The following is a 16,884-nucleotide window of genomic DNA, read 5'->3' on the forward strand; positions in this document are numbered from 1 at the left end:
AAAAAAATAAGCTAAAATACTTTGTGACTTTGTGTCTTAGTGGTAAAAAAAGACCACAGAGGCACTGAGGCACAAAGAAAAATTCAATGTTTTGAAAAGCAAGAAAATAATTTAGATTAAAATACTTTGTGACTCTTAGTGGTAAAACAAAACCACAGAGGCACTGAGACACTAAGAAAAACTCAGAATCTTGAAAGATAAAAAAAATAAGCTAAAATACTTTGTGACTTTGTGTCTTAGTGGTAAAAAAAGACCACAGAGGCACTGAGGCACAAAGAAAATTTGTCTCTATCTATTCACTCCGTTCGTCTTGTTAATACGCACGCGCAAAAACTACACGTTTGTTTGACGGTTTACCGGAATAAATACATTTCCCTTCTTCCTCTTTAGCATCCAAAGGAATAGTACGAATAGTGGCTTTTGTTTCTTCTTTAATTTTTTGCTCTGTTTCGGGAGTTCCATCCCAATGCGCATAAAGAAAACCACCTTTTTCTATTTCAACTTTAAACTCTTCCCAAGTATCGACATTTCTGGAATTTTTGGCTCTAAATTCAAAGGCTCTATCAAAAAGATTTTGTTGAATCTCTTCTAATAAAACAACTATCTTATCTTCAATACCTTCCATTGGCATTATTTCTTTTGTAAGATTATCGCGACGAGCGACTTCAATAGTTCCGTTTTCCAAATCGCGTGGCCCTATTCCAAAGCGGACAGGAACACCTTTATATTCATACTCGGCAAATTTAAAACCGGGTTTTTGTGTATCACGATTATCGTATTTTACCCTAATACCTTTTGCACGAAGAGCTTTAGTAATCTCTTTTACCTCTTTAGTAATAGCATCTAACTGATCTTGACCACGATAAATAGGAACAATTACAACTTGAATTGGAGCTAATTTTGGAGGAAGAACCAATCCTTTATCATCGCTATGACCCATAATTATAGCGCCAATCAAACGAGTTGAAACACCCCAGCTGGTAGCCCAGACATATTCTTGCTTATTTTCTTTACTTACATATTTAACATCAAATGCTTTTGCAAAATTCTGTCCTAAGAAATGCGAAGTACCTGCCTGTAAGGCTTTTCCGTCTTGCATCATTGCTTCTATGCAATATGTTTCAACAGCACCTGCAAAACGTTCGTTAGGCGATTTTGTTCCTTTTAAAACAGGAATAGCCATAAAATTTTCTGCAAAATCAGCATATACCTCCAACATTTGTTTTGATTCCTCAATAGCTTCTTTTTCCGTTGCATGAGCAGTATGACCCTCTTGCCATAAAAACTCAGCAGTACGTAAAAATAATCGTGTACGCATTTCCCAACGTACAACATTCGCCCATTGATTAATCAAAATAGGTAAATCGCGATAAGACTGTACCCAGCGTTTATATGTATCCCAAATAATTGTTTCCGAAGTTGGACGAACAATCAGTTCTTCTTCCAATTTAGCATCGGGATCAACAATTATATCTCCACTATCTTCATCAACTTTTAAACGATAATGAGTAACTACAGCACATTCTTTTGCAAAACCTTCAACGTGACTCGCTTCCTTTGAGAAAAAAGATTTTGGAATAAAAAGCGGGAAATACGCATTTTCGTGACCTGTTTCTTTAAACATCCTATCTAATTCGCGTTGCATATTTTCCCAAAGCGCATAGCCATAGGGCTTTATAACCATGCTACCTCTAACAGAAGAGTTCTCGGCAAGTTCTGCATGTTTCACGATATCATTGTACCATTGCGAATAATCTTCCGCACGTGTTGAAAATTTTTTAGCCATATTGAATTGTGGTATAGTATTTGCTTTTTCTTGATTGAATTTGTGCAAAACTAAGCAAAATTTGAAAATTGGCATTTGAAAAATTGAAATATAACAAATAAGGAGGTAATTATGAAAACGCTCATTAAACTTTTAACCATTCTACTAATTCCGTTAGCGTCCTGTGTTACTCCGCAATACTCCGGCATTTACAACGATGACGTTTATTCTTTTGGAGCTAAGTCGCAAGGGATGACTCCCGTGAAGGTTGTTAAAGAAATTACTTACACCTCTCCTGCTTCTCAAGAACAAAATTACGAAAACCAGGCAGAAGCCCAAGACAGCACTTATGGTGAAGTATTAATTGATGATAATTATTACTATGAAGATAATTTTAAATATGATGATTATTACGATTATTCTTATTCTTCACGTATAAGACGATTTAATAATCCACTGTATGGTGCCGGTTATTACGATTCGTATTATACTAATATTTATTGGTACGATTATAATCCTTATGCTTGGGGAACAAGTATCTATATAGGTTATGATTACCGTTATCCTTATGCATACAATAATTTCTACTCTCCATATTCAAGCTACTATCGTTATTCTAATTATTATCCTTACAATAATTTCTGGTATTATAACTTTTACAATCCTTATTACGGATATAATTATTGGAGTCCTTATTCTTATGGAAACGGTTATTATAATGGTTACTGGACCGGATATTATTCAGGACACTACAATTATGGTAATCCTTATGATTTGAATTCACGTTATTACGGACATCGCAACTACAGTACTGCAAATTTAGGAAGAAGTCGTAATTCAAGATCATCGAGTACACTTAAAAAGCCTCTTAGCAGTTCATCATATGTTAGAAATTCCGGCAGCTCCAATTTAGGCAGCCGTGTTTCAAGTTCACGTAACAATAAGGTAGCAGCAGAAAATCGCGGTTACTTTTCAAGCAGTCGTCAATCTTCCGGCATTAAAGCCGATAGAAACAGCTCTTCTTCTTTACGTTCCGAAAACAGAGGAACTAATCAATCTAGAACCGTAAAGGTTGGTAGTTCTACCAGTCGGAAAGTTTCTGATTCACGACAAAATGTTTACCGTAAGCCTAACAGCTCAACCAAAACAAATAGTCATAGATATTCTTTTGATAGGGAAACGACAACTACAAATACCGGATCAAGATATCAAAGACCCAGAGCTACTCAACCCTCAAGCTCAACAGTTAGAAATCCAAATACAAGTCGTACTTACCAGTACAATACGCCCTCAAACACAAATATGAGATCGAGTAGGGAATATTCCACTAGTCGATTAAATAACAGCAGATATCAACGTCCTGCAACTACTAATAGTAATGTACGTTCATCTAGGACTTATTCGCCCACAAAAAGTAGTGGAAGCACTAGAACATACAGAAGTACAAATACAAGAAGCAATCATATTAGTCGACCATCCGGCTCTTCTAAATCCATAAAAAGCTCGGGTTCATCAAGATCTAACCGTTCTATATCCACCCCTAGTAGAAGCAGTAATAGAAGCAGCGGATCCTCTTTTAGATCTTCATCAAGTTCGAGTAGAAGCTCAAGTGGTAGTTCAAGCAGAAGCTCCGGAGGATCAAGCAGAAGCAGCAGACGATAAGCCATAACTAAAATTAACTTAAAAAAATAAAGAAATGAAAACTCGATATTTAATTTTATTACTCGTAATAAGTTTGTTTTCTCAAACATCTTATACACAAAATAGCACTGATGCATTTCGCTTTTCATCTTATGATGTTTTAGGCTCTGCCCGATTTGTGGCTCTTGGAGGCGCATTTGGTGCTGTTGGTGGCGATTTAAGCACTTTAAATTACAATCCGGCAGGTTTAGGAATTTTTCAATCTTCGGAATTTAGTTTTTCACCTACATTAAATTATTCCTCTACTAATGCTACTTATAATGGTACCATAGGAACAAATTCTAAAACAAATCTTAATTACGGTATGTTTGGAATGGTAAATACCCGTCGTATTCGCAATAGAGCGGGAGGAAATAATTCGGGATGGAAAGCTGTTAACTATGGTTTTTCCATAAATAGAATAAAAAACTTTAACAATACATTATTTATGGCAGGAGACTCTTATAGCTCTTCTTTAGCTAATGTGTGGCGCGATAATGCTAATGGTACATTTTACGAAAATTTAAATTCTTTTTCCGAGGGCTTAGCCTGGGAGACTTATATCTTAGATACTGTTCCGGGTAATCCATATCAATATTATAGCGGAGCTCCTATAAGTGGCGTTTCACAAATGTATTGGGAAGAATCTAAAGGTTATATTGATGAAATGTCCTTTGCTATATCAGCAAACTATAACGATAAGCTTATTATTGGTTTTAGTTTAGGAATTCCAAGTTTACATTATGAGCGTCGGATAAGATATGATGAGTATGCTTTAGAAAGCCCTGCCGATTATGAATTTAGTGAATTTCATTATAAAGAAAGGTTGTTAACAGAAGGAAGCGGCATAAATGCCAAAATTGGATTTATTTATGTTATATCACCTAGTGTAAGAATAAGTGGAGCATACCACACTCCAACATATTATGGAGAGTTAATTGACGAGTATGATACCAGTCTTGAAAGTATTATGGGAGACGATGAGTATTATTATAGCGAATCGCCAATAGGGAATATGGTTTATAGTCTGAATACTCCTTCCCGTTTAATGTTTGGTATTAGCTCATTCTTTTACAAAAACGGATTTATTAGTGTTGATTACGAATATATGGATTATGGAAAATCTAATTTATCCTCTTCTTCCTACTCTTTTATAGATGAAAATCAGGATATTATGACTGATTTTCAAGTAACACATACTCTGCGTATAGGAGCTGAATGGAGACTGGACTTTCTTACTTTAAGAGGAGGTTATAATATTACCAGCTCACCTATGAATCCGGATATTAACGATATTATTAGTTCTACCATTTCGTGGGGAGCCGGCTATCGCATAGGCAGTGCATATTTTGATTTTGCTTATTCAAAAAGAAATACCGACAATTTATTCTATATGTATAATCCGGACTATGTTAATCCTGCAAGTATTTCTAATACAACATCAAACTACGTTTTTACAATAGGATATAAATTCTAAACTAAAAGTACATAAAACAATCCTTTTCAATCGGTTATCTTGGGGTTTACAGCTTTCCCTGAGGTAACCTTTTTTTTAGCTTAAGTATACGTTAACATTGAACCAATAGGGGGAGCGCAACAATTCTCTCATAACTCTTACTAATAAGTAATGAGATTTCTCATTCCGTTTCACTGCATTCGAAAGAGGCACCTAAAATATCGCCCAGTAAATATGGTAAATTAACAAGACTTAACAGCTATTAATGCTTCTTAACAATTTGCTTAGTCTCAGTGTTTTATCTTAGCAAAAAAATAATTTCATGAATTCTAATTCCATTAATAGGTTAATTATAATTCTTCTATTTGGATTTATCGGAATAAATCTTTCACTTTCAGCACAAGAATCACTACAAATTATAAGGGGAACTATTCGCGATAGCAGAAATTATGAGCCCATCAGTTTTGCTCTTATAAAAAACCAAATGCTTAAAACAAAGATTATTGCTGATGAACAAGGGCGATATATTATTTCTTTTAAACAGGGGGATTTATTAAAGATTACCGCCATTGGCTATGAAGATGGGTTTTATATTATTAACGACACATCAGAAATCGTTAATGATTTTCCCATACAACTAAAATCTAAAATCTATGAGCTAAAGGAATTTACGCTTACGCCTTATAAAACCGTATTACAATTTAAAAACGCTTTTGTTCAATTAGAATTACCAAAAGACAAACCTACACCTGAGCTTAATCTTCCTTTTTATAAAGTACGTCCGCCTGACAATAATGGAGATAATTTGGGAGGCGTTTCTTTTACGAGTCCGATATCTGCAATTTACAATACCTTTAGTCATAGAGGCAAGATGATGAAGAAATATAAATCGCTGATGACTAATGATTATAATAGTAAAATAGTACAAAAACGATTTACTAGAAACTTAGTCGCCAAAATTGTTCCCCTAAAAACTACTGATGAGTTAGATGCTTTTATTGAATTTTGCAAATTCGATTTTAACTTTTTACTTACTGCTTCCAAGTACGAATTGATATTAGCCATACAGAAAAAATACTTAGAATATATACGGTATAAAATGACATAATTCTATTTCACATGCTGTAAGCCTGCCTTAGCCTTCGCTCTAATACTTCTACGGTATTCTTCAAAATCAAGATCAAGACATTTTTCAAAATAGAATTTCGCTTTCTCATTTATACCTTTTTGTTCGTATATCTCCCCCATTTTAAGACAGCTGTTAGCAGCAAAATAGGAATTAAATTTTTCGCCTTCCTTTAAAGCAATCTGATAAAAAGTAAGTGCCTGATCCAAAGAGTCTAAATGATGATAAATACGTGCTTTTCGGTAAGACAGTTCTATCTTTTCCTTTTTATTAAACTTCGATAAATCAAGATTGTGAAATACCGCTAAAGCTTCTTTTAAATATCCTCCATCGAATAAAATTCTGCTTTTCAATAAATACAGATTTGGCAAATAACCATCTGATACTTTTTTTGCCTCTTTTAATGCAGCATCATCGCCATCGAGCTGAGTACTTGGAAAGTATAAAATTTTAAGCATACTTTGTTTGTAAACTAAAGTATCGCCTTGAACAAAGGCACTCCAAGCTTTTTTTTGTGCTGCCGAACGTTTAAAATTGTTTCCGGGATAGTTTTTCAAATAGTTATCAAATAGTTGATAAGCATCTGCATCCAAGCTATATAATTTTGCCTGTCCTAACATAAATTCGGGATAATAAAATGTAAGAGCATCTCCAAGTACAGGTCGATTTTCAAGAAAAGAAATTACACTATCATTATCTTCTTTCATCAGTAAAACGGCACGAGAGAAATTAAGTAAAGGACTATGCCTGCTCACCAAATCCATTTCTTTTTGCTGATATCTCAGTTTAAGCTCACCATAACGCTCTTCCCCACTTTGAAGATTCAGTTTTAAAAAAGTATATAAAAATAAAGCCTCTGGTTTAAAATGTTGGAATTCGGGATTATCACTATCCAACAAAGCCTCTAATTCGCCCAAACCCTGATCCACACTTCCGTATAATCCTAAGAAATTAATTGCCCATTGATATTGATCCGGAACAAGCCCAATCATAGCATGCAAAACCCCCAATCCCATTGCATTAGGTAAAAAATCGGGATAAAATTCTTTATTCTCTTCTAACAGATGATAAGCTTGATTTATTTCAAAAGCAGCCGTAAGATACTCACCGAATAACACTCGCACAAAAGCCCATTGCATATTCATCTGTGCAATTCCCATGCGGTAATACGGACTATCTTTAGGTCCTTCTTCCCATTTATTAACTCTGTTTTTCTTTTGATATCTGAGATTTTCGAAAAGCTCTTTATCTTCCAATAGAACTATACTTAAAAAATCGATATAATTTTCTAGAACCAAAGGAATCAAATTTTCAGGATGATCGGTATTAACCTTTTCGATATATTTTTTCGCAGAGTCGAATCTCAAGTCAATAATTAAACTGTAAGCTTTTTTACAATCATCACTATAATCAAATTGCGAGAATAGTGGCAAGCTGAAAGTCAAAAACAAAAAAGAGAAAACTATTTTTTTAAACATAGACTATGCAAAAACGTATTTGAAAACTTCTTCTACTTTATTAACGGCAATTACTTGTATTTTTCCGTTTTTGGGAAGTGATTTCTGATTAAATTTAGAAATAATTATTCGTTCAAAACCCAACTTTTCGGCTTCGGTAATTCTTTGCTCAATACGATTAACTGAGCGTATTTCGCCCGACAAACCCACTTCGGCAGCAAAACAAGTTTTATCATCAATTTCAATATCTTCATTCGATGATAAGATTGCACAAACAACAGCCAAATCTATGGCAGGATCGTCTACTTTTATGCCACCTGCAACATTCACAAAAACATCTTTTGTACTCAAGCGAAAGCCTGCACGCTTTTCCAAAACGGCCAAAAGCATATTTAACCTACGACCATCAAAACCCGTAGTAGAGCGCTGTGGTGTTCCATAAGCAGCAGTGCTTACCAAAGCCTGAATCTCTATTAACATCGGGCGCATCCCTTCCATTGTAGATCCTATGGCGATACCGCTTAGCATTTGCTCGCGATGAGAAAGTAATATTTCCGACGGATTGGATACTTGACGAAGCCCAGTATTTTGCATCTCATAAATTCCCAATTCAGAAGTTGACCCAAAACGATTTTTTACAGACCGTAAAATTCTATAGCCATAATTTCTATCGCCTTCAAATTGCAAAACGCTATCAACCATATGTTCTAAAACCTTCGGTCCGGCAAGGCTTCCGTCTTTTGTAATATGACCTATTAATAAAACAGGGGTATTACTTTGCTTTGCATATTTATGAAATTCGCCGGCACATTCGCGAATCTGAGAAACACTTCCTACCGTAGATTCTACCGATTCGGTATGCATAGTTTGTATAGAATCGATAATTAAAACCGTTGGTTGGATTAAGCGAATAGCCTGAGCAATTTTTTGAGTATTTGTTTCTGTCAGTATAAAAGTCTCAGACATTTCTAAATTCAAACGTTCTGATCTCATACGGATTTGTTGTTCGCTTTCTTCTCCGGAAACGTATAATACCTTTTGATTTCTCATCTGTAAGGCAACTTGCAACAGTAATGTCGACTTACCTATTCCTGGTTCTCCTCCCAAAAGAACAATTGATCCGGGAACAAGTCCACCACCTAAAACCCTATTCAATTCTTGATTTTGAGTATCAATACGTCTTATTTGTCCTAACTCAATTTCTGAGATTTTTTTAGGTTGAGCTTTAGCCTCCTGCATTTCGGGAATAGCCCATTGTTCTTTAGTCGGATTTTTTTGAACTACCTCTTCAACAAAGGTATTCCATTGCCCACAGGAGGTACATTTTCCTACCCATTTTGGTGATTCGGCACCACAATTCTGACAAAAGAATGTTGTTTTAATTTTAGCCATGAAAAATTATTCTTGAATGTACGAAGGTATGATATTCGACCTGAAATACCAATATATAAATGTAAAACGATTATCCCTCTTTGATTTTTTGTTCGATGGCAGTGGTAGAATAACCCGATAAAAATTCTATTGTTTTAATTTCTCCACCTCGAGCTTTTACAATATCGTAACCCACAATTTCCTCCGGTTTATAATCGGCACCTTTTACAAGAACATGTGGCTGTACCTTACGAATTAATTCTAAAGGAGTTTCTTCATCGAAAAGTATAAGAGCATCGACAAATTCTAAAGCAGCAAGAATAATCAGTCGGCTATCCTCATCTTGCAAGGGTCTGTTATTCCCTTTTATCTTACTAACTGAAGCGTCGGTATTTACCCCAATAAAAAGGATATCGCCTAAATCGGCTGCCTTAGAAAGATATTCGATATGACCTCTATGCAAAATATCGAAACAACCATTAGTAAAAACAATTTTCTTTTTTTGCTGTTCCCATTTATTTAACAAAACAGTTAAAGATTCCTGACTTTGGATTTTTGATTTGATTTTTGCTAGCTTACTCATTTCGGGGTTTTGTTTTCACCAAAATTAACAGAATATAAGATATCAACCCAACAACTATAATCATTATTGTTTGAGCGGCATGATTTGCCGTTGCATATGCTGCCGCAGCTTTTACCGGCACTTCGTATAATTGACTTAGCAATTCAGTTATAATAAAATGATAAGACCCAATACCTCCGGGGACAGGTGCTACAACCCCCAAACTACCTATTCCGAGTACGGTTATCCCATCTGTAAAAGTTAAAAATGAAGTTTCGGCAAAAGCGTAAAAAGGTAAAACAATCATTAAAAGATAGAGAAGCCAGATAGCAAAAGTATATAGGAAAAACAGTATCTTTTGTTTGAGTTTAGCAATACTCTTCAAGCCATCCATAAAACCATCGATAAACGATTCTATTTTTCCATAAACTGTAGTTGTTTTTAACCAAGGCTTTAGTTTTCTAAAAATAAAAAGAGAAAGTAAAATAAGTAAAACCAAGCCTAATACAACAACAATTATTACCATAAAATTGCCATAATATGCTCCCAAAAATGGTTTAACAAGAATTTCGTTTAAAAAGCCACCTATTATTTGAATTTGGGTTACTACTACCATAACGATAATAAACAGTAAAACCACTAAATCAAAAACACGTTCGGCTATTACTGTTCCGAATAATGCATTAAATGGTATATTTTCTTTTTTACTTAAAAAGCCACAACGGGTAACTTCTCCTAAACGAGGAAGAGCTAAGTTTGCCAAATAGCCCATCATAACAGAGTAAAAAGTGGTTGAAGTACGCGTTTTATATCCCATTTGTTCGATGAGTAAATTCCAGCGAAGGGCTCTAAAAATGTGGCTGAGAATGGCCAAAATAATTGCAACCAAAAACCACCAATAATTTGCTGTTTTTAGCTCTTCCCAAAGCTCATTAAAAGCCAAACCACGGAAAGCTAAAAATAATAGAGCTACTCCAAGAGCAATAAAAAATAAATATTTTAAAACAGAAATAACTATTCCTTTCACCTATAGCGGAATTTTGTTATTATCGTCGGGAAAGATAATCAAAGGTTTATGCTTTTTAGCCTCTTCAAAATCCATACTGGCATAAGAAACGATAATAATCTTATCTGTAATGGCAACTTTACGGGCAGCAGCTCCATTAATACCAATTACACCACTGGCACGTTCGCCTTTAATTACGTAAGTATCAAAACGATTTCCATTAGTAATATTATAAATATGAACACGCTCATTTTCAATGATATTAACAGCATCCATAAGATCTTCGTCTATGGTGATACTACCAATATATTCAAGATTGGCTTCTGTAATACCAACACGATGAATTTTAGATTTTAAAACTTCAATATACATAAGGCTGCAAAATTAACCATTATTTTATAATATTGTCAAGCTGTAACACTATTTAGAAATGATTTTTAAAAACTTCTTAGTATTAAAAGCTCTAAAGCTCCAAATTATCTATTAAACGAACATCCCCCAAAAAGGCAGCAGCACATACTACGGGATAATTTGTTTGATTCCAATCACTTATGGATTGAAGATTATTTCCATCAACAATTTGAATATATTCAACACTAAAGTTTGTCTTTAACATATTAATTGCTTCGCTTTCCAAATGAGCCGGATCGAAAGCATTTTTGTTCTGTTTTATAAAATTTAGTGCTTTAGAAAGCTCAACGGCAGTCTTACGCTCTTGTTTTGATAGTCGTGTATTTCGCGAACTCATAGCTAAACCGTCTTTTTCGCGAACGGTATCTAATCCAATAATATGAATATCGCTTTTCATCTGTTTTACCAAAGCTCTTATTATCGCTAACTGCTGAAAATCTTTTTTACCGAAAAAAGCGAAATCAGGCTGAACTAAGTCGAATAATCTTTTTACCACTACGGCAACACCATTAAAATGTCCGGGACGTTTTGCACCTTCCATTACAGTTTCTAATGATCCGAAATCGAACTTCTCCTCCACCTGAGTAGGATACATCTCTTCTACCGAAGGATAAAAAACAGCATCGCAATCCGCTTCTTCCAACATTTTACGATCACTTTCAAAAGTACGGGGATACTTTTTTAAATCGTCGGGATTATTAAACTGTATGGGATTAACAAAAATACTTGCTACCACCAAATCGCATTGTTCTACAGCCTCAGTTAGCAAAGCGATATGACCCGCATGCAAAGCTCCCATTGTAGGGACAAATCCTATACTTTTCCCCTCAACTTTTGCTTGACTGATAAATTTATTTAATTCAGCCTTTTGCTCAAAAACATACATAAAACTACTGCTTTTTAAGAATTGTAACTAAATCTTTTTCTATGCTATATATCGGGCTTTCAATAATTCGGCCTATTTCTTCATCGCCTTTATAAACAATAAAAGTAGGAACACGTTGAATATCCATCGCACTCATATCAATAGCTCCCGCATTCTTTTTTCGGTTTACTGCCAGGTATTTAATATTAGATATTTGGGCTAAATCTGCTACTTTATAAAAATCGGGCACCTGCATTTTAGAATCGCCACACCAAGTGGCAAATACTACAAGAATATTTAGGCTTTCATCAGCTTCAAAAGCATTTTTCAAAAAATCTATCGATTCCGTATCGGCAACATAAGCATCATATTTTAATTGTTCATCCTCAAGAAAATCTTGCGATATGGTTCCTTCCCTATTAACCCAACCAAACAATATATCTCTGTTCACATCGGCATCAAAAATTACTCGATTTACTTCTTGTGCTTGCACCCCAATAAAAAGCAACATAAATAATCCACTAACAATAGTCTTCATAATCCTTATTTTTTAAGAATAAACAACAAAGGTAAACATGATTTTTATTGCTATCAGAAAAAAGATGATTCTTACAGCATATACTTCAAAAGCATTTTATCTCAACTCTGTATTAAGGAAAAGTAAAAACTTATCGTAATCCGTTGTGCCAAAATTCAAAACCTTTATTATTTTATGTTTATTAGTTTTAATAATTGTAAAATCTGATATATTCATAGTAAGCCTAGAGATTAACTCTTTTTTATCATTAATAACTTTAGCTTTTAAATTCTCTAATGAAGAATATTTACTGCTATTAGCAACAATATAAGTAAAGCTGTCTTGCTTATAATTTTTACTTTTTTCTACAAAAATAGGCAGCAAACTTTTTAAGCAGGATTGACAGGCATACTTTGATAAAATGACATAAAAATGCTCTGATTCTGGTATTGACTCATCAAAAGCGGCAAGATAATTGTCAAAATCTTTAGATATGTTTGTTTTGCCAGAGCAAGAGAACAGGATAAAAAATATAAAAATCCACTTGCTAAGGTGATGGTATTTGAAATAAACTACCTCTGATTTCTTGTTCATTTTCTTGTTTATACTTTAAAATAAATAATCCAGCATCTGTCGGCATCATTCCAATAGGAGAATAATTTCCATCTACAAACTCATATTCAGTGATTTCAGAAAAATTAAGATCCGAAACGAGTAAGCTCCAAGAGATATCAATGCTCTTAACAACCTTACCTTCAACTAAATAATCGCTCTTATGCTTATATACCCTATACACTAAATTTGTATAGGGATCATAAATTAATTGCAAATATCTAGGTTCTTCTAATGTATATTTCCTTTTATAATTGCCATTCCGTAATTCCGTAAGAGAAAAAGGTTTGAAACCCTTCTTACTTCCACTCCCAAAAAAGCGAGCCTCCTTTTGGTTTTTATTATAAATATAAATACTGTCATCACAACTAAATGAATAAGCAACACCATTATTTGGTAATTCAGTTAATTTGGAATAAAAATCGTTATAAAAGTCTCCATTTTGATAACTTAAAGGAAAGTTGCCAAATAATTCTACAGCAGAAATTCCATCTTGTATAGAAACTGCGACTCCTATTTTTCGTGAAAAATAATTATAAATAGACTCTTTATTTTTTATAAAAATGTCGCTATAAGCAATAGGCAAATAAAGTTTCTCGGAAAATAACATAGAACTATTCCAGTAAGACAAGGGGAAAGTATTTCCAGCAATTAATGTATCATAACTTAATATTTCATACTTTTTATTGGCGAGATTAATTAGTACTAATTTACGTTCGTCACTACAAAGAAGAATCGCTTCGCTCCTTGATTTGAATATCAAATCTGTTCCTTGTGAGAATTCAATTTCATTGTTTAAAAAACTTAAATCAAATTTTGTACCTATTGCATTTAAATCACCTATAAAAACAGCCTTATCTTTCCATGAGTAAGAGTAAAGGTAAGTTGAAGATGAGTCAATAATATATTTAAAATTATTCGTGAAATTCCCTATGCTAGTAATATAATTAACATCAACAGGAACAGCGACATCCTTAAAACGGATATCGCTGCTTAATTTCTGTTCTTGATTTTTACAGCCAAATAAAAAAATAACGCTCCATGCTACAAAATATACTATTCTTTTCATACTAGAAAGTAAAAATTTATTTAAATATCTTATTTCTCTGAGAGACTAAGAGGATAAGCCGCAAGAACATTCTTCCCAAAATCTCTTACCGCAATAATTATCGTACCTTCTTGTTTCGAGTCTGGTCTAACTGAAATAATAAAACGCTTATCAATAATTCCAAGATAAATAGTTTCTGTCATGTACGGAAAAAGTTCCTGCCAATTATTTTCTAAAAAATATTCAATTAAATTATTGTCATTATTCGCTTTAATAAACTTGTCAAACTCTTTCTCAACAGAAGAATCACTCTTTGGATATACGATAACATCGTCCCAACAATCTACCGCAGGGAGGCAACAAAACTCATCGCCAGGATTAGGCCAATCCAAATTATACACTCTTCTCAAATGTGTACGCTCTACTTCAAGTACAGGAGATTTAATCAATTCGGCTGATTTAATATTATTCTCTTTTTCAATTCTTTTTGCGCAGCTAGAAAGAACAACTAAACTAAAAATAATGGAGCTAATTTTCAATTTTTCCATTTTGTTTCTTTTTAAGGAGTTATAATTTATAACTACAGTGCAATATAGTAATAATATTTGAAAAGAAAAAGGGTTAATAAATACCTTTAAACGATTAAAAATCAAGCCGTTATTTTTTCAGAAAAAACACCACATACTCCCTTGCATAGTTAGGTATGCTAACTCAAATTATTCTTATTCCATCAACATCCACAAAGAAATTTGTACTTTTGTATTCTAAGGCTTTAATTATGCATATCACTAAAGACATGAAAATGGCCGATGCCATTCATCGTAATTATTTATTGCTTCCGGTTATTAACAGGTTGGGCATTCAATTGGGATTTCAAGATAAAACAATTGAAAAAGTTTGTGCCGAAAACGACCTTGACACAGAATTCTTCCTTACTATCATTAACGCATTTATGGATACTGATGATAGCTTTTCGGAAAGACTTCAGGCACATTCGGTAAGAGATGTGGTATCTTATTTATTAAAAACACACACCTACTATTTAGAGCGAATTATTCCTGAAATAGAAAACAGAATAAACCTGCTTATCCAACATTCGCAACTAACCAAAGAAGAATTTATTCTCGTTAAAAACTTTTTTGAAGAATATAAAAAAGAGCTATACAGCCATATCTCTTTGGAGGAAGAACAGGTTTACCCTTATATGGTTGAGATAGCCGAAGCCTACCGTAAAAAATCGTTAAGTACAGAGCTGTTAGATAAAATAAACCACTATCCTATAAGTAGTTATCAAAAAGAACATTCCGATATTGAAGCAAAGCTTTTCGACCTTAAAAATATTTTGATTAAATACCTCACAACACCCAACGACAGCTACCTACGAAATAGGGTTTTAATGGAATTATTTACTTTGGAACAAGATTTGAGCGATCATGCGCGTATAGAAAATATGGTGTTAGTTCCACAGATTATAGAAATGGAAACAACTTTATTAGCATTAAAAAAATAATATGATAGTTATTGCTACAGCTTCTTTTATTGTTCGTAAAGGCTTAACCGATATACTTAAAGGATTATATACAGGGTGCAAAATAAGCAGCGTTTGCTTTGCCGAAGAGTTAAACAAATTAAATAACATAAATAATATTACACTTCTTTTGGCTTCTACCGAAATTATAACACACCTTGACTTAAATAAATTTAAAGAAACTCAACTTATAAAATTAATTGATTCGCGCCCTGAATATATTGATACTGACTATACAAATTCTGAGTTTCTTTTTTTAGACGATACCGAGAGTTCCATTTTACATATTCTGAAAAGGAATCTGGCATTGATGGAAAAAAACAGCTCAAGCACAAAGACAGAATCGATATTAAGCGACCGTGAGCTTGATATAGTTAGGGAAGTCGCTTTAGGACAAACCAATAAAGAAATTGCCGATAAATTATTTATTAGTGCACATACCGTTATCACTCATCGTAAAAATATCACTCGAAAGCTCGGTATTAAAACCGTTTCTGGGCTTACGGTCTATGCATTATTAAATAAACTGATAAAAATGGGAGACAATATTTAACATCTCCTATCCTAAATCTAACTAAGCCAAAAATATTCCTAAATTTGCCTTGTCTATGGCAGAACAAATAAGCTCAAACAAAAACAAGCGTAAAAAGCAAGCTCCCATCAAAGATGAGAAGGAAATGTCTTTTTGGGATCATCTAATCGAATTACGGGGCACTTTTATACGTTCGATTTTTGCTGTTTTTATTCTATCCATAGTAGCCTTTTTAAATAAAGATTTTATCTTTAACGAGATTATTCTTGCCGTTAAAGACAGTGATTTCATTACTAATAGAGGCTTGTGTTTTCTTGGACAATTAATAGGAATTAATTATTTCTGCGTAAAAGATATAGCTTTAGAAATTATCAATATTAATATGTCGGGTCAGTTTATGACACATATGTATATTAGTTTTGTTATGGGTTTTATAACTGCCGCTCCCTATATTATTTACGAATTCTGGCGTTTTGTAAAACCGGCTCTTTACGACGATGAACGCAAAAACTCGGGAGGAGCTGTAATTATATTTTCTTTTCTGTTTTATTCGGGAGTGCTCTTTTCTTATTTTTTAATCGTTCCGCTTACTCTAAATTTCTTTGGTTCTTACCACGTTAGCGATATGGTTCAAAATCAAATATCATTAAATTCATATATTAGTACTGTTGTTACCGTAACCCTTTCTATAGGCTTAGTTTTTGAACTTCCCGTATTAGTTTATTTTTTAGCTACAATAGGAATTATCAATGTGGAATCTCTGAAAAAAAACAGAAAATACACCTTAGTAGTAGTTCTAATTCTATCGGCAATTGTAACTCCTCCAGATGTCTTTAGCCAAATATTGGTAACTATTCCCTTAATGATTCTTTATGAGTTTAGCATTCTATTGGCAAAACGTGGTGAAAAAAAGAATATAGTATCCGATTAATATGAAAATGCAGCACT

The 16,884-nt window shown here is 33.6% G+C and carries 17 protein-coding genes; 6 read left to right on the plus strand and 11 right to left on the minus strand.

The window, feature by feature from the left end:
* Positions 1–313 precede the first annotated feature (313 nt).
* The gene (locus J7K39_02960) at positions 314–1,786 is read right to left on the minus strand and encodes a proline--tRNA ligase (protein ID MCD6178842.1); all 1,473 of its coding nucleotides are present in this window, start codon (positions 1,784–1,786) and stop codon (positions 314–316) included.
* Between the two features lie 111 nt (positions 1,787–1,897).
* Between J7K39_02960 and J7K39_02965 the strand changes: the two genes are divergently transcribed.
* From J7K39_02965 to J7K39_02975, 3 genes are all read left to right on the plus strand, one after another.
* The gene (locus tag J7K39_02965) at positions 1,898–3,427 is read left to right on the plus strand and encodes a hypothetical protein (protein ID MCD6178843.1); all 1,530 of its coding nucleotides are present in this window, start codon (positions 1,898–1,900) and stop codon (positions 3,425–3,427) included.
* A 34-nt stretch (positions 3,428–3,461) separates the two neighbouring features.
* On the plus strand, positions 3,462–4,922 hold the full coding sequence (locus J7K39_02970) for a hypothetical protein (GenBank protein ID MCD6178844.1): 1,461 nt from the start codon (positions 3,462–3,464) through the stop codon (positions 4,920–4,922).
* Between the two features lie 301 nt (positions 4,923–5,223).
* On the plus strand, positions 5,224–6,009 hold the full coding sequence (locus J7K39_02975; protein ID MCD6178845.1) for a carboxypeptidase-like regulatory domain-containing protein: 786 nt from the start codon (positions 5,224–5,226) through the stop codon (positions 6,007–6,009).
* 2 nt (positions 6,010–6,011) lie between these two features.
* Here the strand turns inward: J7K39_02975 and J7K39_02980 are convergent, their stop codons facing one another.
* The 10 genes from J7K39_02980 to J7K39_03025 form a co-directional block, all read right to left on the minus strand.
* Complete coding sequence (locus J7K39_02980; protein MCD6178846.1) at positions 6,012–7,505, minus strand: hypothetical protein; 1,494 nt, start codon at positions 7,503–7,505, stop codon at positions 6,012–6,014.
* A 3-nt stretch (positions 7,506–7,508) separates the two neighbouring features.
* A complete protein-coding gene (gene radA, locus J7K39_02985) occupies positions 7,509–8,876 on the minus strand; it encodes a DNA repair protein RadA (protein MCD6178847.1) in 1,368 nt (455 codons plus the stop codon).
* 70 nt (positions 8,877–8,946) lie between these two features.
* Positions 8,947–9,438 carry a D-glycero-beta-D-manno-heptose 1-phosphate adenylyltransferase gene (gene rfaE2, locus J7K39_02990; protein ID MCD6178848.1) on the minus strand — a complete coding sequence of 164 codons (492 nt, stop codon included), beginning with the start codon at positions 9,436–9,438 and terminating at the stop codon, positions 8,947–8,949.
* The gene (locus J7K39_02995) at positions 9,431–10,444 is read right to left on the minus strand and encodes a flippase-like domain-containing protein (protein MCD6178849.1); all 1,014 of its coding nucleotides are present in this window, start codon (positions 10,442–10,444) and stop codon (positions 9,431–9,433) included. Before J7K39_02995 ends, rfaE2 begins: the two co-directional genes overlap by 8 nt.
* Positions 10,445–10,795 carry an aspartate 1-decarboxylase gene (locus tag J7K39_03000; protein ID MCD6178850.1) on the minus strand — a complete coding sequence of 117 codons (351 nt, stop codon included), beginning with the start codon at positions 10,793–10,795 and terminating at the stop codon, positions 10,445–10,447.
* Between the two features lie 91 nt (positions 10,796–10,886).
* The gene (locus J7K39_03005; protein ID MCD6178851.1) at positions 10,887–11,720 is read right to left on the minus strand and encodes a pantoate--beta-alanine ligase; all 834 of its coding nucleotides are present in this window, start codon (positions 11,718–11,720) and stop codon (positions 10,887–10,889) included.
* Positions 11,721–11,724: 4 nt separating this feature from the next.
* Positions 11,725–12,237: a thioredoxin family protein gene (locus J7K39_03010; GenBank protein ID MCD6178852.1), complete on the minus strand. Its 513-nt coding sequence runs from the start codon at positions 12,235–12,237 to the stop codon at positions 11,725–11,727.
* A gap of 96 nt (positions 12,238–12,333) precedes the next feature.
* On the minus strand, positions 12,334–12,810 hold the full coding sequence (locus J7K39_03015) for a hypothetical protein (GenBank protein MCD6178853.1): 477 nt from the start codon (positions 12,808–12,810) through the stop codon (positions 12,334–12,336).
* Positions 12,764–13,897, minus strand: a complete 1,134-nt coding sequence (locus tag J7K39_03020) for a hypothetical protein (protein MCD6178854.1) — start codon at positions 13,895–13,897, stop codon at positions 12,764–12,766. The genes J7K39_03015 and J7K39_03020 overlap by 47 nt, the downstream gene beginning before the upstream one ends.
* Positions 13,898–13,926: 29 nt before the next feature.
* A complete protein-coding gene (locus tag J7K39_03025; protein MCD6178855.1) occupies positions 13,927–14,424 on the minus strand; it encodes a hypothetical protein in 498 nt (165 codons plus the stop codon).
* 155 nt (positions 14,425–14,579) lie between these two features.
* Between J7K39_03025 and J7K39_03030 the strand changes: the two genes are divergently transcribed.
* Genes J7K39_03030 through tatC form a run of 3 tightly spaced genes read left to right on the plus strand, consistent with a single transcriptional unit; the run spans position 14,580 to position 16,867 of the window.
* A complete protein-coding gene (locus J7K39_03030; GenBank protein ID MCD6178856.1) occupies positions 14,580–15,386 on the plus strand; it encodes a hemerythrin domain-containing protein in 807 nt (268 codons plus the stop codon).
* Between the two features lies 1 nt (position 15,387).
* Positions 15,388–15,957, plus strand: coding sequence for a helix-turn-helix transcriptional regulator (locus J7K39_03035; GenBank protein MCD6178857.1), 570 nt, complete (start codon positions 15,388–15,390; stop codon positions 15,955–15,957).
* 55 nt (positions 15,958–16,012) lie between these two features.
* Positions 16,013–16,867, plus strand: coding sequence for a twin-arginine translocase subunit TatC (gene tatC / locus J7K39_03040; protein ID MCD6178858.1), 855 nt, complete (start codon positions 16,013–16,015; stop codon positions 16,865–16,867).
* Positions 16,868–16,884 lie beyond the last annotated feature (17 nt).

It is taken from the genome of Bacteroidales bacterium (assembly GCA_021157585.1).
GTDB lineage: Bacteria > Bacteroidota > Bacteroidia > Bacteroidales > UBA12170 > UBA12170.